This is a genomic window from Paenibacillus sp. FSL H8-0548, assembly GCF_038630985.1.
GTDB lineage: Bacteria > Bacillota > Bacilli > Paenibacillales > Paenibacillaceae > Pristimantibacillus.
Map to the genome: position 1 here is coordinate 928,276 of NZ_CP152049.1, position 21,876 is coordinate 950,151.

The following is a 21,876-nucleotide window of genomic DNA, read 5'->3' on the forward strand; positions in this document are numbered from 1 at the left end:
GCCTCTAGCAGGTCTAAATAGAGAGAAAGCTGGGGAAACTGAAAAATAGATAGATTTATTTTTCAGGAGGCGATTTATACGATGATTTCTCCCCAATTTTCAGAGGATACCAAAGAGGAACGCTATAGTCATTGGCCGGAAGCTCCGCAGGTGCTGCTTCATCGGCTGCTAGTGAAGGTAGAGAGTGTATTGCTAGGGAAGCAGCAGGTGATCAGAAATACGTTAACAGCGCTGCTTGCCGGTGGTCATGTGCTGCTTGAGGATGTGCCGGGTGTTGGCAAGACGCTGCTTGCACAAGCTTTTGCAAGGGCGGTCGGCGGTGATTTCAAAAGAATTCAGTTTACCTCTGATATGCTGCCAGCCGATATTGTTGGCGGAGTCGTGCTGGATACACGTTCGAGCGAGCTTGTGTATCGGCCTGGTCCGATAATGGGCAATGTAGTGCTGGCTGACGAGATCAACCGCACCTCGCCGCGCACGCAGTCAGCGCTTCTTGAAGCGATGGAGGAAAGACGGGTCACGGTCGAGGGGAAAACGCGCAAGCTGCCCGTACCGTTCATGCTCATTGCAACACAAAATCCGCTCAGCTTTGAAGGGACGAATACGCTGCCTGAAGCGCAGCTGGATCGGTTTATGATGCGGCTGACGATCGGTTACCCGGGATCGGCGGAAGAGAAACGAATGCTGGAGCAGTATGCCGACGGCAATCGGATCGAGCCGGATCGGCTTCGTCCGGTCATTGCAACAGAGGAATGGCTGCAAATGCAGGCAGAGGCGCGTCAGACGCATATGCATCCTGCGCTGCTTGAATATATGGTGCAGGTCGCCGATGCGACTCGCCGGGCACCTGAGGTCATGCTGGGACTAAGTCCAAGGGCACTACGGGATTGGCTGCGCGCTTCGCAGGCAAATGCCTACATGGAAGGCCGCGGCTATGCGGTTCCTGATGATTTGCTGGCGACGGCTGATGCTGTGCTGCCGCATCGATTGTCGCTTCGCTTTAATGCTGCTGCTTCAGGAGCGGATACAGCTTCTGTTATAAAGCGGATCATTCGCGAATGCAAGCTGCCGGCTGCCGCAGGAAGCGGGAAGCGCCGATGAATTTTTTTGGAAATGAGGAAGAATTCAAGAATGATGCGGTACAGGAAGGAGCTGCCGAATTATTACGATTCGGGCAGGAGTCCTCGAGTGACGAATATCGTACGAGATGGCTCGCTTGGGGAGTCATTGTCGCGGGCTGGATTGGAAGCGTAGCAGCGGTAATGGTGCGGGGCGAGGCAGTAGAATGGTTTATGACTGCTGTACTCAGCATGATCATTGTGGTTAGCGGAGCAGCCCCGATTCTGGCAGCCTCAGGTATTACTGCCGTGAGGGGGCTGTCACAAGCGACAACAAGCGAAGGCGGAAAGGTTGCTATTCGGCTCACGATCAAACGATCCTTTCTAATTCCCTTCGTATGGATTGCGATCAGCGATCAAACGACGAACATAAGCTCGGTCTCTCGTCAAGGCTTGCGTGCAAGATCAGTGCTGGTGCCTATGCTGCGCAAGGAAGCAACCTTTCACTATACGCTATACCATTTGCGCCGCGGCCATCATCCCTTCGAGCATGTATCCGTCACGCTTGGCGATTGGCTTGGCCTGACAGCTATTCAGCAGCGAATTGCTTGCAAGGCAGAGTTTGTGGTGCTGCCGGGCCTGTCTCAGGATCAGGGGTCGCTGCAAGAGGAAAAATCAAGCGAAGCGGGCTCGTTTGCCCTCTATTCCAAGATGACTAGCGAGGCTCGTGAATCTCGTGGTGAAGCAGGGCGCGCAGAAATTCGGGCCGCGGTGAGGGCTGCTGGAATAGGTCCGGAGAGCCGTCCGTACCGCGAGGGAGACTCACTGCGTCATTTGGATTGGAGAAGCGCAGCCAAGGGACGCGGTTTGCAAACGAAATTGCATTCGCTTGAACAGCCTGTTAAGACGTGCATAGCAGTCGATACGCTGGCATCTGCTTACGATCAGGATGACAGGCTCTTTGATGCTTGTGTGGGCTGGGCGGCACTGGCTGTTTCACAGGCAGCGATGCTTGGAAATGGTGTAACGCTGCTGCTTGGACAAGGGCATACGGCATTGGAATCGACAGAGGAGGACTCACATTCTCGCTTGGCAGAAATGCTGCATGCGATGGCTCTTCTCCGGGCGGATGGCCGAGGATCGCTGGCAGGCAGCTTGGCTAAAGGGGAAAGCTCACTTGCCCGCGGCTGTACAATTCTCGTGTTTACGGCCGATTGGAGAGGCGGCCGGAGCTGGGGCGAGCTGGCAGGCTATGCTGCTGAGCAAGGCTGCAGGCTGGAGCTCTTTATCGTGACGCGCAGCACCGTGCCTACCTTCGCTATGCGCGAGCAGCAGAAGTGGCTGGAGAGCGGCGGAGTCAAAGTAACGTGGCTGCCTGTTCCTGCAAGCATGAACATTCTTCCTTACGCAGAGGAAGGAGGAGAGTTCTATGAGCTTGCATAAAGGCGACGTTGCTGGAAGAAATGGCAAGGGGCTGCAGGATGAGGGGCTGCTGCCGCGCGAAGCAGCGGCGGAGGAAGCATTCAGCTATCGATTAATTACAAGCCTGCTGTTATTCGGATTGCTTGCAGAATGGCTGCTTCCATGGGTGAATGCGGGCGCTTGGGCAGTGATCTACAATCCTGAGCCGCTGCTCATAGTCATTGGTTTCGTACTGCTGGCGGGGTTGTTTCGATTGCCGCTCGCTGTTACGCTTCCGATGAATATTTTATTGTGTATTTTGAGCTTGATGTGGCTCTACAAAGGGAATGATCAGGGCGGGCTGCAATGGCTGATTGAATTTCCGACTATGCTGAAGGAGCATTTCTTGCTGCTCGTGGAAAATGGCTTATGGGCTATGTCAGGCGAGCTTCGTACGCTGCTGCTGTTTGTCGGCTGGGCGATGCTGGCTCCAGCTCTGCAGGCGCTGCTCTGGATGCGCCAGACTGCCCTAGGCATTGCAAGCTTAACGCTTGTTTATTTATTAACGCTGCATGCGTGGCTTGGCTTCGATGTTATGGGCGGCCTAATTAGAACGGTTGCCGAGGGGCTGCTGCTCGGTGCTGTTGTAACGGTTCCGCGTGTTCAGCGGATGATAGAGACTGGAATTGGCAAGCTGAAGGGGCTGGATATGGGCTGGCTGTCGGGTTCGGCCTTCGTCATGCTGACGATTCTTGGCTGCGGGCTGCTATTTGCGAGTGGCCGCGAGGCTTCGATGCAGCCAGTGGGCTGGACAACGACCTTTAATGAACGCTTAGAGCAAGCGGTAAGCTCACTTGGCCAGCAGCAGGGCTCCATTACGGTTATGGGACAAACGAGCTTTGATCAGTTCGGGGGTGCTTTTACAGGCTACGGGTTTGATGACAGCAAGCTGGGTGCTCCTGTTCAGAAGGATAACAAAGTATTATTTACGGGTACCTCTTCTGTAAAAGCATACTGGCGAGGCGAGTCGAAGCGTTTGTATGATGGACATGGCTGGAGCGATACGGCTGGCAGCTCTGTACTTCTGCCTGTACGTGGCTCTGATGTGGCTGCTTCTGCTAAGGCAGCAACTGATGCTGGAACAGAAAAGCTAGGCCCAGTAGTTCAGCAAACTGTCGTATGGACAGACCCGGCAGCAGGGATGCCGCTTATGGCATCGGGTCTGTTCGGCCGCGTAACTGAGCTTACGGCTGCTGATCCTCGGCGCAAGCTGGAGAGTTACGTATACAACGCTGAAAATAGCTCGTTATATGCACAATCGAATAAAGCGAAGGTGGAGCGCTACACGGTAGAGAGCGTGCTTGCAGTAACGGATGCTGCGCAATTGCGTGCTTTATCAAACGGAGAGCTGGCCGATGCTGCAGATTCGGCGTCTACAGATGCTCAGACAGAAACATCGGCGGAGCTGGAGTCTTATTTGCAACTGCCATCATCGCTTCCTAGCCGAGTTGTGGCACTCGCCGCAGAGGTCGCTGGCGGCGGTGTAACGAGTCGTTATGATCAGGTGAAGGCGATCGAAGATTTTTTGAAAGAAAGCTACACCTACACATTAGATGGCAGCGCGCTTCCTCCGGAAGGCAGCGATTTTGTTGATAATTTCCTCTTCGAGCAGCGAATGGGCTATTGTGTGCATTTCTCAACGGCAATGGTCGTGCTGCTGCGCTCCCAAGGCATACCAGCCAGATGGGTCAAAGGCTTCACAACGGGAACACCGGTGGGAGAGGGCTCTTTGGGTGCTGAGGAGACTGGAAGTGGTGCTGGCGGCGCCGGTGGGGAGAGAGCTGAGAGTGCTGCGCTAAGCGATGAGAGAACCGGTAGTGATGAGCTAGTCGCTGGAGGCGCTGGTAGGGAGACGGCTAAGAGTGATGCGCTAAGCACGGGTCAGACAGATGAAGCAGCAGCTAACAATAATCAGGTGATTTATGAGGTTAAGGGCTCAGATGCGCATGCCTGGGTTGAAGTTTATTTCCCAGGCGCAGGCTGGGTGCCCTTTGATCCTACGCCGGGCTTTGGCGGCGGCGTGAATGTAGCGGCCGCCGGTTCAGCAGGCGGCACGCTCGCTGCTCCCGCAATGGGAGCAGCACTTGCGAGCGGCGCGGGCAGCGAGCTATTTGGATTAGGAGAGGCGAGCTTAGCGCGCCTTACTGCTTGGTTTGAGGCGACAGCCGCACGAGGGGCAGATGCCCTCGCGCGCGGCGCTAAGAGCGCAGCGGCGGCATCGCCTGCCGCTGCTGTAGCTGCTGGCGCAGCCGCGCTAGCGCTCGCGGCTGCGGCCATTGCTGCGTCGCAGCACCAGCGGCTTCGCCTTTCGCTGGCGCTGCGACGCTATGGCGCGGCCTACGCCGGCATCGCGAAGCTCGCCGGCGCAGCCGCGCCCTATCCGTCACAAGAACCTGTGACGGAATCAAGAGCAGCGCAAGCGGCAAACGCGCGCTTGCGCAAGGCTCCGCGCGGCGGCGAGGGACGCCTGCGCGCCAGCTTTATCAGCGTCGCGGCTGCACATGCGCCGCTGCTGATCCGCCGGCTCGGCGGCCACGCGCAGGGGCAAACTGCGCGTGAATACGCAAGCGCCGCCGAACCGGCGCTCGCGGCGGAGCAGCAGGATGCGCTCCGCCAGCTTACGAGCTGGATCGAGGAAGCGCAGTTCGCCGCTCCAGGAGCGTGGCCCGGCGCGCCAACACCAGCTGCGCTGCGCACGGTGCTGCGCGTGCTGGACAAGCGTCCAGCTCGTAAAGTTCATGCTCCTGTCTCAGCGGTCAAATCACCTAAATAAGCTAATTCGCCGCTACGTGGATCGTTATGCTGCTGATACACCGAATACCGCTTACGAGGCAGCTATGTTGCACATTAGCAGTAACTAGCCTCAATTCAGAGGGAAAGGTGAGCCTATCCTGCACATTTGCATTAGAATGTTGGTTTTGAAGATGCTTAGGCACTGAAACCCGCCTCTATGTTGTACCGAGTGCAGGATAGCCGCTGCAGCTAGCTCGAAATGGGCTTCTATCCTGCGCATGTACAATATAGAAGAGTGGCTAGAAGTACTATAGGTGTATTGTAGTATTTAATGGTGTGCTTACTGGCGTCAAAGGAGATTTTGTGCAGTGCGCAGTATGTGGCTGTTGTGCCAAAAGCTGTTTTAGCGTCGAAGTGTTTCGAGTAACCAGTTCTTGTCCTATGTGCTGAATCCGTGCCGAGAGCTTCGTTCGAGCGGTGCAATGATGCTATGTTGCACATTAGCACTAACTTGCCTGAATTCAGAGGGAAAAGCGAGCCTATCCTGCACATTTGCATTAGAATGCTGGTTTTGAAGGTGCTTAGGCACTGAAACCCGCCTCTATGTTGTACCGAGTGCAGGATAGCCGCTGCAACTAGCTCGAAATGGGCTTCTATCCTGCGCATGTACAATACAGCTAAAGAGCTTAGGCTAGCGTTAAGCGCGGCTTTTTCTTCACGCCTGTGACCAGCAAAAGTAACGAGGCTCGATTAGTTGTAGGTTTTGGCTAGGCTTGATGGAGCAGAGCCGAGTTTGCCTCCTAATTCAAGCCTTCGAGGGTATTGCTCCAGCTGAATTCCCACTATTTATTTTAGAAAAAAGGCTGTTCACTGAAAGGTCATGCCGATTCGCCTTGACTCGTTCAAAGAGCCTTATATATAATTACTACATAATTTGAGGGAGGCTCGGTAATGACTAAGCAAAATGAAATCATCGTTGTTCTTGATTTTGGAGGACAATATAACCAACTAATTGCACGCCGTATTCGTGATTTGGGCGTATACAGCGAGCTGTTGCCTTACAATACACCGGTAGAAAAAATCCGTGAACTACAGCCGAAGGGTATTGTATTCTCGGGAGGACCTGCTAGCGTTTATGAAGAAAATTCACCGATGGTGGACCCGGCGATTTACGATTTAAACATTCCAATTTTCGGTATTTGCTACGGCATGCAGCTGATGTCTCATCAGCTTAAAGGCAAGGTTGAGCGTGCGGGCAAGCGTGAATACGGTAAAGCAGAGGTTGAATTTGCAGAAGGCTCGCGGATCGGTTTTGGTCTAGATAAAATTCAAACAGTCTGGATGAGCCATGGCGACCACGTTGTGGAGCTACCAGAGGGCTTCCAAATTGATGCATTTACGGAGCATGCGCCTGTTGCAGCAATGAGCAATGCAGATCGTCAGTTCTATGCTGTTCAATTCCATCCTGAGGTTCGTCATTCGGAGTTCGGTAACGAGATAATCCGCAACTTCCTTTACAACATTTGCGATTGTGATGGCAACTGGACGATGGAATCGTTTATTGAGGATGCTATTCGTGATATTCGCAACGAAGTAGGCGACAAGAAGGTACTATGTGCGCTTTCCGGCGGCGTTGATTCTTCCGTTGTAGCTATACTTCTTCATAAAGCGATTGGCGATCAGCTCACTTGTATGTTTATCGACCACGGCATGCTCCGCAAAGGCGAAGCTGAAGGCGTAATGGAAACCTTCGTAGGCAAATTCGATATGAAAGTAATCAAAATCGATGCGCAGGAGCGTTTCCTCAGCAAGCTGAAGGGCGTAGAAGATCCAGAGCAAAAACGTAAAATTATCGGCAACGAATTTATTTACACCTTCCAAGAAGAATCCGATAAATTGGAAAACTTTGAATTTTTGGCGCAAGGCACACTTTACACGGACATCGTAGAGAGTGGTACAGCAACTGCACAAACGATCAAATCTCATCACAACGTTGGCGGCTTGCCGGAGGATATTAAGTTCAAGCTAGTTGAGCCTCTTAAAGCGTTGTTCAAGGATGAGGTTCGTAAGGTGGGCGAGGAGTGCGGTCTTCCAGAAGCGATCGTATGGCGTCAGCCATTCCCGGGTCCAGGTCTTGCAATCCGTGTTCTTGGCGAAGTGACAGAGGACAAGCTTCATATCGTGCGTGAGTCCGATGCCATTCTGCGCGATGAAATCGCAAAAGCAGGTCTTGATCGTGAAATTTGGCAATACTTCACTGCGCTTCCGAACATGAAGAGCGTAGGCGTTATGGGTGATGCTCGTACGTATTCCTACACTGTAGGTATCCGCGCAGTAACTTCCATCGACGGTATGACAGCTGACTGGGCACGTATTCCTTGGGATGTGCTTGAGAAAATTTCCGTTCGTATCGTAAATGAAGTAGACAATGTTAACCGTATCGTCTACGATGTAACTTCGAAACCGCCTGCTACCATCGAGTGGGAATAGGACGGGGATAATCATTGTCGTTAAATGCTCGGGAGCCTTGATACAAAAAGGTTTCGAGCATGAATGGCATTGATATTCCACGTACACCAGCAACAATTGGATGAAAAAATTACTCTCTTTTATTTGCGTTATTTAGCAAATGGAAGGGAGTTTTTTTATGACCAAAATTAATGAGTTAAATTGAAGAAGTAGCGTTAACTGACTAATCATGATTCAACATATATGAGACATATTACGTATTTGATTGTATAATTATTGGAATTAGTGGAAGTTATAGTGGACATATGTGTTCATACGAAGATGTTGTTGTTGATTAACAGCGGATCAGTTCATCGATGATTACGAGGAAGCAGTAGTAACAAAGAACAGAGATTGGTATGGGATTTTATTATTTAAAATAATCAATTTCAGATTTTGAGGATTTTGTTGACTTTAACTCTGCTCGATTGTTGACGATATACAATAATATTATTTCAGCAAATACATGGATATAAGGTCAATTTTATAATGATCATTGAATAGGAGGTGCTATATCTAAATGGAATTTATAGAAACAGGAATAAAACTATTTGTGTTTATAATATTTATTTCACTATTTTTTAGTTTGGTACGGTTCCTAGTCCAAAAATATATAAGTGACTTCTTTCAAGGTTTTTCTAAAACATTAATAAAAATATATAGTATGCTTAAAGGATTTTTTCGGAAGACGAGCTAACTATTGACCAAGTTCCTATGAAAGTTATGATGATTAGTTCTACCGTGTTGAAAATGGGAAGTGGAAAACAAGAAGGAGAAATATAAATGAAAAGGGATGATGAATATAGCAATTTATATCACAGGAGACATTCACGGATCAATCAGTTGTGCTGAGGCGTTTTAATACAAAGAACTTTTCAATATAGCCCTTTAAAAAAATACTCTCTTTTATTTGTGTGATACAACAAATGAAAGGGAGTTTTTTATGTCCAAAATCAATTTAGTACAATGATTCCGGCAAGATTTCCGGATTTTTACATGCTAATCAAGATCGGCATGAATGAATTGAAACCTTTTATTCTTGAGAGTCGTTATACGATATATTGAGAGCTGCAATTTTGCTGACTGAAGGGGGCTTTATCATGTCTGTGCTGGATTTTGAGCGTTTCACAGCAATAAAAGAGCGTATGTATGAGCTGTCCAAAGCTGAACGGGTGCGAGAAGATTTACAGAAGCGAATGAGAGAGCAGGAAGCGCTCGTTGTAAAGCTGGAAGTTGAGCTGGAGATGGAGCAGGAGGATGTTGAGAAGCTTACGAAGTTGTCGCTAATAAATTTGTTTCATACGATATTGAGAAGCAAAGAGGAGCAACTGGAGCTGGAACGACACCAGGAGTTAATTGCAACGCTGAAGCTGCAGGAAGCAAAGCAAAGCCTTAAGGAGCTAAAAGAAGATCTTATTGAGGTTGGTCAGCGACTGTCGGAGCTCTCCACTGCACACCACGATTATAATCAGCTAATGTTGAAGAAGGAAGAGGCACTTCGACATAGTCCAAAAGCAGCTTATGAACTTGAAGAGATGGAAGCACAAATTTCGGAAAAAAGCTTGTTGCTTAAAGAGATTGGAGAAGCATTGTCCGCAGGGAGAGGTGTCATTTCATCATTAAGCTATGCTTCAGAGCAATTGGGAAAAGCGGAGAACTGGGGAAATTGGGATATGTGGGCAAACGGAGGTTTGATAAGCACGCATATTAAACACGGCCATATAGATGATGCGCGAACCTCTATTCATAATGCGAATCGTCAGCTGCAACATTTTCATAAAGAGCTTACAGATCTGAAAAGATCGACAGACATCCATATCGACATAAGTGGAACACTCAAAATGGCCGATTATTGGTTCGATGGCTTAATTACAGACTGGCTCGTGCAAGGTCGAATAAAAGAAGCTCAAAACCAAGTATTAGAGGCGCTTCATAAGCTTAGAACGGTAGTGAGTACTCTTGAAGTGGATCATCGTGCTGCGGAAAAAGAGCTATCTGATTCAAAAGCAAAGCGTATTACGTGGATAGAAGAAGCCAAATAATCTGGCGATGCCTACATTTAGCTTTTTCATTATTGTTTTGAAAAAATACTGCAGCGCCGATCATTCGGAGCCGCAGTATTTTTTGCATTTAGGCATGGATGCTATTCGCAGCAGCGAAGCTCTTTCTCGACGAGGAAATCAGCCATAGCAATTGAGCAATGAGAATAGCGAGAACGAGGTAATCGTATAGATGGCTGCTCGGCGTGTTTCCAGTAAAGTTAAGAAAGTTATGCAAGCCGTGAAAGAGGATCGTAAGCAGAATGGCGCGGTTTCTTACGACCAGCATGGTCAGAACGAAGCCTACAATAAATGCATATACAATTTGCAAAATGGTATCCTGAAGCGATTGGCCGCTAAGCGCCTGCAATGCATGAGTGATGCCAAACAATGCGCTGGAGCCGATGATGGCGAATGCTTTTCCTTTTGACTGAAGAATCCGCAGCATCATCCCCCGGAATAACGTTTCCTCTACAAAGCCGACCAAAAAGATCTGAGAGAGCAGCATGTAAGCGAAAAAAGAGAAGGAAGCATTCTGAAAGCCATTGTTGCCGATGACTAAAACAATTAAGACTAGCAGTAGTGGAGCATATTCCAGCCACTGACGCTTGGTGAGCTCGGAGAGGCTGCTGAAATAGAAGGTGCTCCATCGTTTTTTGACAGTGAGGTAAATCAGTAGAAATAGAGCAATCGGCATAAAGCCGTAAAATGGTGCAAGCGGATGGGTAAGCTCAGCAATCGATACGTAGGCGCTGCCGCCGGCGACAAATATGATGAGCATAAGCTCGATTAAAATAATAGCGACTAGTGGTCTTTTTACGATATAGCTGTCTGGTGTGTTCATTTAGAGCTCCTCTTTATCAATTATTTTTTTGAGCCATTCATTTTCCATTTTGAAAAAATGCACCCCATAATGCATGACGGATACGCGGTAGTAATATTGCTCCTTATCCTCAAGCTGCTCGAGCTCTTTGGACACAATCGACTGCACTGCTTCCATTTGCGAAATTTGGTGAGCGATGTTTTGTTGATAGGCAATTAAATTTTGTTTTTTTGCTGCTGCATCGAGATAATCATAAAAAAAGATTTTGATCAGATATTCTCGTTTATTCGACTGTAGAGGCTCACGGAGCCATTGTATGAAATGGCTGCGCCCTTCATCGGTGATGCTGTATATTTTTTTGTTCTTGCTATCGTTGGTTTCTTCCTCCGTTACGTACTCACTTTGCACAAGGCGCTTTAGTGCCGGATACAGACTGCCATAGCTCATTTTGTAGAAGATGCCAACCGTTTGCTCAGTTACTTTTTTGATATCGTAGCCGCTCATCTTCCCTTCTATCAGCATGCCTAATATGACGAGTTCAATCATTTGATTTCTCCTTGTATGTATCAATTTGATATATCTATTTGATATATAAAATATATTTGAATTGGAATTGTTTGTCAAGCATAATTTCAATCGAATAATCGGTCTGATATAATTTGCTAAAGCAAACCTAAGTGTATGCTTACGAAGCTGGTTTGCTAAGGCAAACCTAAGTGTACGCTTACGAAGTCAGGTTTGCTAAAGCAAACCTTTGAGGAGGTCACCATGAAGCTTCATCCTTCCATTAGCAAGGATATCATCGAGCTGCCGCACGCGTATCCATTGGTGATTTCTCAGTCTATTGGGGTAACGCCTACTTTTCAGAGGCTGCACTTTCATACGGCACTCGAAATTAACTATATAGAAAAAGGCAGCGGCTATTATTTGATCAATGGAAATCGTCATGAGTTTCAGCAAGGTGATCTAGTGTTCATTGATTCGAATGATCTTCACCGCGCCTTCGAAGAGAAGGAGCTGGTGATGAGTGTCATTATGTTTGATCCGGTCTACCTAGCTTTGGAGCAGCGCTATGCTCCGGAGCTGCTTGTTCCTTTCCGCGAGCTCGGCAATCGCTTTGAGAATAGGCTTGACCGAAGCAATCCAATGCATGGACGTATCGGCGGGATCGTATCGGACATGGCTGCAGAGTATACTCGCAAGGAGCCGTATTTTGAGGTCATTGTACGCGCACAGCTGATTCAGCTTCTAGCATTCGTCAACCGATATTTTGCGAAAAATGATGCGGCGAAGGCATACCATAAGCGGGGGATGGACGTTATTCGAGCCGTACTGCGCAAGATCGAGGATGACGTTGTGTATCCATGGACTTTGAGAGAGCTGGCGGAGTGCGCTCATTTGAGCATCTCCAGGTTTAGTGCGCTATTCGTACGAGTGGTCGGAACCTCGCCGATGGATTATTTAATTCAGCTGAGGCTGTCACAGGCGGCCCATCTTCTGGAGTCTACCGACAAAATGATTATAGAAGTAGCAGAGGAATGCGGCTTTCGCAATCTGTCTAATTTTAATCGGCTGTTCAAGCAGCATGTGGGCAAGCTGCCCTCCGAGGTCAGAAACGATAAGAACAGTAAGATCGTATCAGAACATCGTTCTTTTTCATAAGAAGAACGATGTTTTTTGTTTTAAAATATAGGAAAGTATAAGTTTCTTCTTATGATTAGCTTATGAGTCATTCGAATAAGGAGTGTGATCGCCATTATTTTTCTGGGAATAGATGCCGGGGGCAGCAAGACGCATGCTTTGCTCGTTAACGAGGCTGGTCAGGTGCTAGGGAGTGGACTGAGCGGCAATGGCAATCATCAGACGGCTTATGCTAAGGCGAGAGTCAGCATCGATGAAGCTTGCCAGCAAGCGCTGCAGGAAGCAGGAGCAGCGAAGGAACAAGTGGATTTCGCTTATTTTGGGCTTGCAGGCGCGGATCGTGAGCCGGATTACGCCATTCTGCGTCCGATGATTGCTTCGCTTGATTATCCGAAGCATGCCATCTCATGCGATACAATGATTGGGATGCGAGCCGGAACGAAGCAATCGTATGGCGCAGTCATTATTAGCGGAACCGGATTTAATGCGGCTGCCCGCAGCCCGAAGGGGGAAGAGCTTCAGTATGGCGGCTTCGGCTATTTGTTCGGAGATGGTCAAGGCTCGGGAAGCGATTTGGCGATCCATGCCTTTAGGAGTGCCGTTCGCGCCTGGCAGGGCAGAGAGCAGGCTACTTTGCTTAGTGAACTCGTGCCGAGGCACCTCGGTTATTCTACGATACAAGAAATGTATGACGATGCCCTCGATGATGGCAAACGTCCATCCGCTGACCTGGCGAAGGTCATGTTTGAGGCAGCGGCAATGGGCGATGCAGTGTCGATTCGTATTTTGCAGGAAGAAGGGCGTGAGCATGCCAACGCCGTGATTGCGCTGCTAATGCGCCTTAAGATGGAGCAGGAAAGGTTTGACGTCGTGCTGGCAGGCAGTATTTTCACGCGCGGAAGCACCTCTCATATGATTGATGCGATAAATGAAGAGCTGCTTTCGGCAGTACCGGGGGCGAAAGTGGTTAAGCTTACTGTTGATCCTGTCATTGGAGCCGTTATGAGCGCAATGGAAAGCAGCGGTCTTGTCATTAGCGATTCGGTTGATGCGCTGCTTAGAACAATAACCTATTAATATCGGGAGGCATATTCCTATGTCCAAAAAAGCATTAAAGGTCGCAGTCATCGGCGGGGGTTCCTCGTATACACCTGAGATCGTTGAAGGTTTCATTAAAAAATACGACGAGATGCCCATTCGCGAGCTTTGGCTCGTCGACATCGAGGAGGGACGCGACAAGCTGTTCATCGTTGGCGAGCTTGCGAAGCGAATGATTCAGAAGGCTGGGGTCCCGATCGAGGTAAAGCTGACGTTAGATCGCCGCGAAGCGATTGCTGGCGCGGATTTTGTGACGACACAAATACGGGTGGGACTGCTTGCGGCACGTCGCCGTGATGAGCATATTCCAATTTCCCACGGCGTTATCGGGCAGGAGACGACAGGTCCAGGCGGGATGTTCAAGGCACTTCGCACAGTGCCGGTTATCCTCGATATTTGCAAGGATATTGAGGAGCTTGCTCCTGACGCATGGATGCTGAATTTCACGAACCCCGCAGGCATCGTGACGGAAGCGGTTATGAAGCACAGCAAGGTCAAGACGGTTGGCTTATGCAATTCACCGATCAACTTTCAGAAGTTTCTTGCGAAGGAGTACGGGGTAAACGAAAGCAACGTGCTGCCTGAGTTCGTTGGCATTAACCACCTGCACTGGATCACGGCCGCGTACGTGAATGGCGTGGATAAGCTGCAGGAGATGATCGCTGGAAGCAAGGACTATTCGGCTACAAACGTTACCGCATTTGATTGGGATGCGGATTTTCTCCGCTCGTTAGGCGCGCTGCCAACGTATTATTTGCGCTATTTCTATATGACGGATGCAATGCTTGCGGACATGAAGGAGTCTCTTGAGAAAACAGGTACTCGCGCGGAGGTCGTCAGCCGCGTGGAAGCTGAGCTGTTTGAGCTCTATAAGGACGTTAATCTGAATGAGAAGCCGAAGCAGCTTGAGCAGCGCGGCGGTGCGTATTACTCTGAGGCTGCGGTAAATCTCATGCACTCGCTGTATACGGATAAACGCGACATCCAGACGCTGAACGTGAGAAACGGCAGCATCATGAGCTTTTTGCCGGAGGATGCGAGCATTGAGGCCAACTGCGTCGTGACGGCGCAGGGACCGATACCGCTGCCATTGCAGCGTGTTCCCGATCAGATTAAAGGGCTGATGCATGCAGTGAAAACGTATGAGTCGCTCACTATCGCTGCTGCAGTTAGTGGAGACAAAGGGATTGCGCTGCAAGCTCTTGTTCATCATCCGCTCGTTCCGAGCGTTTCGGTTGCAAAGCGGCTGCTTGAAGAGATGCTTGACGCCAATAAAGACTATTTGCCAAATTTCTTTAAATAAGAAATGGTATAAAGTTTTCGGCACAGCAGAAGACAGGAAGGGCGGGAGCAGTATTCCCGCCTTTTTGTCGTGCTTTTTGTTATGAAATTACTATCAGAATAAATGCTGAAACTAAGAAAAAATTTACATTGACATATGGCGCTATCAGTTATATGATAACAAATGTTGTTGAACATGATAATCATTATCAGCTTGTTGAAAAGGACTATCCATCCAAAAGCAGAAGTAAGGGTTTAAAAAAATAGGGGGTAAGAGAAAATGAACAAACGTTTAATGAGCTTAATTATGGTAATCGTCGTGATGCTGGTAGCGGCAGGCTGCGGAGCGAATAATGCGGCTAACAACACGGCAGGAAAAGAAACAAACGGCAATGCAGCTGCAACGAATGCAGCCGGTGCGGAAACAGCTGCTCCGATTGTCGTCAAGGATGCCAAAGGCGAGGTAACGCTTGCGGAACCGGCACAAAAGGTTGTTGTGCTTGAATGGACATTCACGGAGGACATGATCGCACTTGGCATGCAGCCAGTGGGCAACGCGGACAATGAGGGCTATAAGGTCTGGGTAACGGGTGAAGCACCTCTGGACGCAAGCGTGACAGACGTTGGTTTCCGTCACGAGCCTAACCTGGAGACGATCGCATCCCTCAAGCCTGACCTGATTATTGCAAACACAGATAGTCATGAAGCGATCTATGATCAGTTGAAAGGCATTGCGCCAACACTGATATTCAGCCTGTATCCGGTTGAAGGCCAAGGCGATCAATACACAGAAATGGTTAGTATGTTCAAAACAATTGCGGCAGCAGTTGGCAAAACGCCTGAAGGCGATAAAGTGCTTGCTGATCTGGACCAGCATTACGCAGATGCGAAAACGAAGCTGGCTGCAGCGGGTAAAGAAGGTCTGGGCTATGTGCTGACACAAGCATTCAGCTATCAGAATGCAGCAACGATGCGTCTGTTCATGGATAATTCCCTAGCGGTACAAACGCTGGATCGCATTGGCCTCAAAAATGATTGGAAGCCGGAGCAATTCGAGCTTTATGGCTTTAGCACTTCGACGGTAGAAGCACTTCCAGCTGTTCAAGATACGAACCTGATCTACATCGTGCAAAAAGACGATGATATTTTCTCAGGTACGCTTAAAGACAATTCCGTATGGAACGGCCTTAACTTTGTGAAAGAAAAACGTACCTATGCTCTTGACGGCAACACATGGGTATTCGGCGGTCCGATCTCCTCCAAGGTAATCGTTGACCAAGTCGTAAATACATTAACGAAATGAGCGAGCTCATGACGAACCACAAAAACGAAGCCTCACAGGGTATGATTTGGCGAATAATCTTAATATTCGGGGGCGGCCTTGCCGCCCTTTTCGTTCTGTTTATTCTTAGTCTCTGCTTTGGTGAAGCGAAAATACCGACGTCGATCGTATTTAACGGCCTTCTGCACAGACAGGACATCATGGAGCATAATCTGCTTTGGGATATCCGTATGCCGCGGACAGTAATCGGAATTCTTGCCGGGGCAGCGCTGGCGGCAGCGGGGGCTTTGCTGCAAACGATTACGAAAAACCCGCTTGCAGCCTCGGATACGCTCGGAATTAATGCCGGGGCATATTTTATGGTTGTGCTCGGAATGGTCGCTTTTCCCGCTCTGCAGCATGAAGCTCCTTTTGTATTGGCTGCTGCAGGTGGCTTTCTTGCGGCGCTAGCCGCATATTTCCTTGGCGGGGGTCGGGCGGCAACGCCGGTCAGGCTTGCGCTGTCGGGGATGATCGTTTCGATGGTGCTCGGCGCGTTTACGTCGGCTATTCATATTTTTAAGGAGACGGAAACGCAGTCGCTATTCCTATGGGGTGGGGGCACGCTCATACAGCTTGATTGGAGCGGAGTCGAGTACGCTTGGCCGTTCGTGACGATACTGCTTGCCATTTCTGTATTCGCTGGGCGCCAATTCGATGCGCTGGAGCTGGATGAATCAACGGCTAAGTCATTAGGACAGAAAGTCGGCTTAACCCGTGCAGCCGGACTGGCTCTCTCGGTGTTTATGGCCGCAATCGTGGTCAGTGTTGTGGGGCCGATCGGCTTCGTCGGACTTGTAGCCCCCCATCTGGTTCGCCTCTCCGGCATTCGCAAGCATCGCTTGCTCATTCCGGCGAGCGCGCTGTGGGGCGCGCTGCTCATAACGGCTGCGGATGTGCTTGCCCGCATGGTGCGCAGCAGTCTCGGCGAGATGCCGGTAGGAGCGGTCATGGCGATCATCGGTGCGCCTTGGCTGATTTGGCTGGTGCTGACCAAGATGAAGAATGTTTCCGGTTCAGGTGCGGGAACTTCATCGATGAGCATCGGTGGTGCACCGCTGCGCCTGCGCTTCGTGCCGACTGCGATCTTGATGACCGTATTGCTGGCTGTGACGATACTCGTCAGCTTATCGCTTGGTGGAACAAAGATTCCGATCATGGAGCTGCTCAGAAGCATTGTTGGTGCAGATGATGGTTCGTACTCCGTGCTTCTAAATCTGCGGCTGCCGCGGACACTCGTCGCAGCAGGCGGCGGCATTGCACTTGCGATTAGCGGTGTGCTCATCCAGAGCGCAGTCCGCAATCCGCTTGCGGACGCTTCTATTATCGGCGTAACCTCGGGAGCGGGCTTCGGCGCATTGGTCGTGCTGGTTGCTTGGCCTACGCTGCCGATCTTCGCGCTGCCCCTTGCCGCGATTGCGGGCGGTATTATCTCTGCTGCGTTTGTGTTTTCCCTAGCTTGGCGTAAATCGCTTAACCCTTCCGTGCTCATCTTGCTCGGCATCGCGGTGTCGGCTATCGGTTCTGCCGGCATACAGGCGATGATCGTGAAGGCAAGCCTCTGGAGCAGCACGGCATTCGTATGGTTGACCGGAACGACTTACGGCCGCGGCTGGAGCCAGTTTAACAGCATTTATATCTTCCTTCTTATCCTTGTGCCGGTCGCTTATTATTTGGGCAGGAGATTCGATCTGCTGGCCTTCGGAGATGATAGCTCGACAGGCTTCGGTTTGCCGGTAAAGGGAACACGGCTTTGGGCAATGATCATCGGCGTACTCCTAGCCGCGGGAGCTGTGGCGAGTGTCGGCACCATTGGGTTCCTTGGACTCATGGCGCCGCACGCGGTGCGGATGATGGTCGGTCACCACACGAGACGCTCGATTATTCTATCGGGTTTGCTCGGCGGATTGCTGCTTGTACTGGCAGATACGGTTGGTAGAACGGTGATGGCGCCGAAGGAGATTCCTTCCGGATTAATTATTATGCTGATTGGCGCTCCATACTTTATGTTTCTGATGTACCGTTCACTTATTAAGAAAAGATAAGTGATAGGGAGCTGGATGCTAAAAACGAATGTTGCAGATATTTACTGTGATTAATGTTCGTGAAAGTTATTGACAAAATAGATGCATTCTCATTAAGATTGTAAAAGGAAAACAACAACAGCATATCTTTCGTATAATCTCAAGAATCGGCTTGAGAGTCTCTACTCGGTCACCGTAAATGATCAGGCTACGAAAATGGCGGAAAAGCTCGCAGCGGTCCAGCGAGAATACTTTTCCCCTTTTTGCAGAGCCTAGGAGAAATGTGATTTATCACATTTTTTTCTAGGCTTCATTGTTTGTTCCACCACATTTTTGGGAGGTTTGTAATCAAAATGGAACGTTTCTTTCGCTTAAAGGAACACGGAACAAATGTCAGAACAGAGATTATGGCGGGGCTGACGACTTTCATGACGATGGCTTACATATTGGCCGTCAATCCAATCATACTTACGCCAGCAGGTCTTGACTGGACGGCTGTCTTTCTGGCAACGGCGCTTGCTGCCGGTATTTTCACGATCGCGATGGGCTTGTTCGTTAATTTCCCAGTCGCGCTTGCTCCAGGTATGGGGCTAAATGCGTATTTCGCGTCCGTTGTGATCGCCTCGGCGTCAACGGATACACCGATCTCGCCTGCAATGGGACTAACGGCTGTCTTTATTTCAGGTATTATCTTTATTATTTTGACGCTGACCCAAATTCGCCAAATGCTGATTACAGCTGTTCCTGACAGCTTGAAGCATGCGATTACGGTCGGTATCGGTTTGTTTATTACGATTATCGGCTTGAAGAACAGCGGCATTATGACAATCGCTGTCTCCAGCTTTACGGACATTAAAGCAGGAGTATTCACACCGGTAGGCGGCTCCGAAACCGTTATCCAGCTGGGAAGCTTCCATAATGAAACGGTTGTACTTACCGTGATCGCATTGCTCCTTATTGGCGTGCTGATGGTACTGCGCATACCGGGAGCGCTTTTGTTCGGTATTCTAGGTACTACTGTTATTGCTATTCTAATGGGTCATGTTGATGTGAAAGCAGCATTCACTGGTCAAACATGGGTGCCTGACTTCTCCAAAATGAACTTCTGGCATTTTGACTTTGCAGGCGTGTTCGAGGTTGGTCTCGTAACGGTCATTCTGACGTTTACGTTCGTAGAAATGTTTGATACATTCGGTACACTTGTCGGTACGGCAAACCGTGCTGGATATATGAAAGATCCTGAAACAGGCAAAAAACGTGTTGGTAAAGCGATGTTCGTAGATGCAATCGGCGTCAGCGGCGGCGCAGTGCTTGGAACAAGTACGGTTACTGCATTCGTTGAAAGCTCCGCAGGTATTGCGCAGGGCGGACGGACAGGCCTTACAGCAGTAACAACAGGTATTTGCTTCCTGCTTGCGATCTTCCTGTCTCCAATCGTTGCACTCGTTCCGGGCGCGGCAACTGCTGCGGCGCTCATTATTGTAGGCGTGCTGATGATGCAATCGGTGAAAGACATTGATTTCTCAGATATGGTTTATGCGATTCCGTCCTTCCTGACGCTTGCGCTCATGCCGCTTACGTACAACATTGCGAACGGTATTTCGTTCGGTATCGTTTCGTACGTACTGCTTGCATCGGTTGCTAACGCAACAGGCAAAGGCAAGTACAAGGTACACTGGCTCATGTGGATTCTAGCGGTGCTTATTATTGGCCGTTACGTATTCATGGGCGGAGAATAGTTTTAATGGAAGAGAAGCAGCGCTGGACCGGCGCTGCTTCTTTTTTTTGAACATCTAAGAATTGATATGTTTTGGGTAAGCGAAGCTTACCCCTTATGTGCGCCCAGCATGGGCGCTATCTCTAGGGTTCAAGTCCCGAATGGTGAAGGCAGTAGTAGCCATAGCTTAAGGCAAGGGTGTCCATCGCGAGATGGAATCTGAAGGAAGCCGACGGCAAATCTCCGGTCTGAGGAACACGAACTTCATACAAGGCTAGCGTACGTTGGATGAGACTGCATAACAAGTCAAAGTCCTTACTGCCGAAGGCGTACGAGAGTAAATGAAGCAGATAGATGGAGAGGAAGATAGCGTTCTTACCTGGGGAGATCTGTACGGAAGGCGGAGCAAACTCCGTAACCTTGCTCATGAGGGCAAGCTGAACGTACAGAAGTCAGCAGACGCCATAGTACGCAGATGGTTGCAACCGTCTGCGGAAGGGCTGAACATGGAATAGGAATGAGGAAACTTGGCGTTCGAGGATGGATGATGAAAGCAGACAATCCGAAAGGACTTATCTGGGGAAAATAGCGGTGAATACGTGAGGGTACCCAGAAGGGCGGAGTCCATCAGCGGCACAAAGAGAAAGAATCGTTCACGCAAGGGAGTGTATCGAAGGATGATTGAGAAAGTGCTGTCACGAGAAAATATGCTGTCGGCGCTAGCAAGGGTTGAGGCGAATAAAGGAAGCCATGGCGTAGATGGTATGTCGGTAAAAGATTTACGCAGACACATCGTACAAAACTGGCAAACCATTCGCGAAAGCATCGAGAACGGAACCTATGAACCGAGTCCAGCGAGGCGGGTCGAAATCCCGAAACCGAACGGTGGAACTCGGCTCTTAGGCATACCGACCGTGACAGACCGCCTCATACAACAGGCGATCACGCAAGTATTGACCCCTGTATTCGACCCGACGTTCTCCGAACACAGCTATGGATTTCGCCCGAAAAGGCGAGGACATGATGCGGTAAGGAAAGCACGTACGTACATGCAAGAAGGACATCGCCTTGTGGTGGACATTGACATGGAGAAATTTTTCGACCGCATCCATCATGACCGCTTAATGGCAAAAGTGGCGCAGCGAGTACCAGATAAGGCGGTACTGAGGCTGATCCGCTCTTACCTAAAGGCGGGAGTCATGGAAGGTGGTCTCGTCCAAGCAACAACAGAAGGAGCACCGCAAGGGGGTCCACTCAGTCCGTTATTATCGAATATCGTATTAGACGAACTAGATAAAGAACTGGAGAAGAGGAACCTTCGCTTCGTGAGATACGCCGATGACTGTAACATTTACGTGAAAACGTGGAAGGCAGGAGATCGGGTGATGAGATCCATAACCACATTCATTGAGGATAAACTGAAACTGAAAGTTAACCGAAGGAAAAGTGCGGTAGACCGTCCGTGGAAACGCAAATTTCTGGGGTTCACGTTCAGCTGGGATAAGCAGAACCCGCGAATCAAGATGGCAAAGACAACCCTGCAACGAGTGAAAGCCAAGATCAAGGCGATCACCTCCCGCAGCAAACCGATCCCAATCGAAATGCGGATTAAAGAACTCAATCCGTATCTAACAGGTTGGTGCGGTTATTACGCACTAACCGACACGAAGAGTGTATTTCGAGAGTTGGATGCATGGACGAGAAGAAGACTTCGAATGTGTGTCTGGAAACAATGGAAACAACCTAAGACAAAGGTTAGAAAACTACAGTCTCTGGGAGTTCCGAAACAGAAGGCGTACGAGTGGGGGAATTCAAGGAAGAAACACTGGCGAATCGCAAGTAGTCCAATTCTCGACCGATCATTAAATAACCAATACTGGTCATCTCTTGGTCTAAAGAGTCTAACGGACAGATACAACCAATTGCGGAATATGACATGAACCGCCGTATACCGAACGGTACGTACGGTGGTGTGAGAGGACGGGGGCTAGTCACCCCCTCCTACTCGATTTAATTCGTCCAAAGGGCTTTCCAACTAACCAATTATGACGCTATCCTGCACACTAGCAGGATAGAAGCTGATTTTCCGATCCCCCACTCGTCTATGTTGCACCCTTGCATGATAGACAGCTTTACAGATGTGCCTTAAGCTGAAACCAAGCTATTCTAATG

15 protein-coding genes and 1 riboswitch are annotated in these 21,876 nt (G+C 49.5%); of the genes, 12 read left to right on the forward strand and 3 right to left on the reverse strand.

Annotation, left to right across the window (positions count from 1 at the left end):
* Positions 1-81 precede the first annotated feature (81 nt).
* From MHI37_RS03950 to MHI37_RS03970, 5 genes are all read left to right on the forward strand, one after another.
* On the forward strand, positions 82-1,101 hold the full coding sequence (locus MHI37_RS03950; protein ID WP_076335249.1) for a MoxR family ATPase: 1,020 nt from the start codon (positions 82-84) through the stop codon (positions 1,099-1,101).
* The gene (locus MHI37_RS03955) at positions 1,098-2,501 is read left to right on the forward strand and encodes a DUF58 domain-containing protein (RefSeq protein ID WP_076335250.1); all 1,404 of its coding nucleotides are present in this window, start codon (positions 1,098-1,100) and stop codon (positions 2,499-2,501) included. Before MHI37_RS03950 ends, MHI37_RS03955 begins: the two co-directional genes overlap by 4 nt.
* Entirely contained in the window at positions 2,488-5,292 is a 2,805-nt protein-coding gene (locus MHI37_RS03960) for a transglutaminase-like domain-containing protein (protein WP_076335251.1), read from the forward strand. The genes MHI37_RS03955 and MHI37_RS03960 overlap by 14 nt, the downstream gene beginning before the upstream one ends.
* 911 nt (positions 5,293-6,203) lie before the next feature.
* The gene (gene guaA, locus MHI37_RS03965) at positions 6,204-7,742 is read left to right on the forward strand and encodes a glutamine-hydrolyzing GMP synthase (RefSeq protein ID WP_076335252.1); all 1,539 of its coding nucleotides are present in this window, start codon (positions 6,204-6,206) and stop codon (positions 7,740-7,742) included.
* Between the two features lie 1,118 nt (positions 7,743-8,860).
* Positions 8,861-9,802: a hypothetical protein gene (locus MHI37_RS03970; RefSeq protein WP_076335253.1), complete on the forward strand. Its 942-nt coding sequence runs from the start codon at positions 8,861-8,863 to the stop codon at positions 9,800-9,802.
* 88 nt (positions 9,803-9,890) lie between these two features.
* Here the strand turns inward: MHI37_RS03970 and MHI37_RS03975 are convergent, their stop codons facing one another.
* Entirely contained in the window at positions 9,891-10,643 is a 753-nt protein-coding gene (locus MHI37_RS03975; protein WP_076335254.1) for a CPBP family intramembrane glutamic endopeptidase, read from the reverse strand.
* On the reverse strand, positions 10,644-11,168 hold the full coding sequence (locus MHI37_RS03980) for a PadR family transcriptional regulator (RefSeq protein WP_076335255.1): 525 nt from the start codon (positions 11,166-11,168) through the stop codon (positions 10,644-10,646).
* 222 nt (positions 11,169-11,390) lie between these two features.
* On the opposite strand from MHI37_RS03980, the gene MHI37_RS03985 reads away from it, so the two are divergent.
* The 6 genes from MHI37_RS03985 (at position 11,391) to MHI37_RS04010 (ending at position 19,726) form a co-directional block, all read left to right on the forward strand.
* Positions 11,391-12,284, forward strand: coding sequence for an AraC family transcriptional regulator (locus tag MHI37_RS03985; protein ID WP_076335256.1), 894 nt, complete (start codon positions 11,391-11,393; stop codon positions 12,282-12,284).
* A gap of 84 nt (positions 12,285-12,368) precedes the next feature.
* A complete protein-coding gene (locus tag MHI37_RS03990; RefSeq protein WP_256709870.1) occupies positions 12,369-13,340 on the forward strand; it encodes a BadF/BadG/BcrA/BcrD ATPase family protein in 972 nt (323 codons plus the stop codon).
* Positions 13,341-13,359: 19 nt separating this feature from the next.
* Positions 13,360-14,664: a 6-phospho-beta-glucosidase gene (locus MHI37_RS03995; protein WP_076335257.1), complete on the forward strand. Its 1,305-nt coding sequence runs from the start codon at positions 13,360-13,362 to the stop codon at positions 14,662-14,664.
* 258 nt (positions 14,665-14,922) lie between these two features.
* Positions 14,923-15,945, forward strand: a complete 1,023-nt coding sequence (locus tag MHI37_RS04000; protein ID WP_076335258.1) for an iron-siderophore ABC transporter substrate-binding protein — start codon at positions 14,923-14,925, stop codon at positions 15,943-15,945.
* An 8-nt stretch (positions 15,946-15,953) separates the two neighbouring features.
* Positions 15,954-18,008, forward strand: a complete 2,055-nt coding sequence (locus MHI37_RS04005) for an iron ABC transporter permease (protein ID WP_144023603.1) — start codon at positions 15,954-15,956, stop codon at positions 18,006-18,008.
* Between the two features lie 109 nt (positions 18,009-18,117).
* Positions 18,118-18,218: riboswitch (purine riboswitch) on the forward strand.
* A gap of 122 nt (positions 18,219-18,340) precedes the next feature.
* On the forward strand, positions 18,341-19,726 hold the full coding sequence (locus MHI37_RS04010; protein ID WP_076335260.1) for an NCS2 family permease: 1,386 nt from the start codon (positions 18,341-18,343) through the stop codon (positions 19,724-19,726).
* Between the two features lie 121 nt (positions 19,727-19,847).
* On the opposite strand, the gene MHI37_RS04015 is transcribed toward MHI37_RS04010, so the two are convergent.
* The gene (locus MHI37_RS04015) at positions 19,848-20,132 is read right to left on the reverse strand and encodes a hypothetical protein (RefSeq protein ID WP_179090146.1); all 285 of its coding nucleotides are present in this window, start codon (positions 20,130-20,132) and stop codon (positions 19,848-19,850) included.
* A gap of 249 nt (positions 20,133-20,381) precedes the next feature.
* On the opposite strand from MHI37_RS04015, the gene ltrA reads away from it, so the two are divergent.
* Positions 20,382-21,644: a group II intron reverse transcriptase/maturase gene (gene ltrA, locus MHI37_RS04020; RefSeq protein WP_342556533.1), complete on the forward strand. Its 1,263-nt coding sequence runs from the start codon at positions 20,382-20,384 to the stop codon at positions 21,642-21,644.
* The last annotated feature ends 232 nt before the right edge of the window (positions 21,645-21,876 follow it).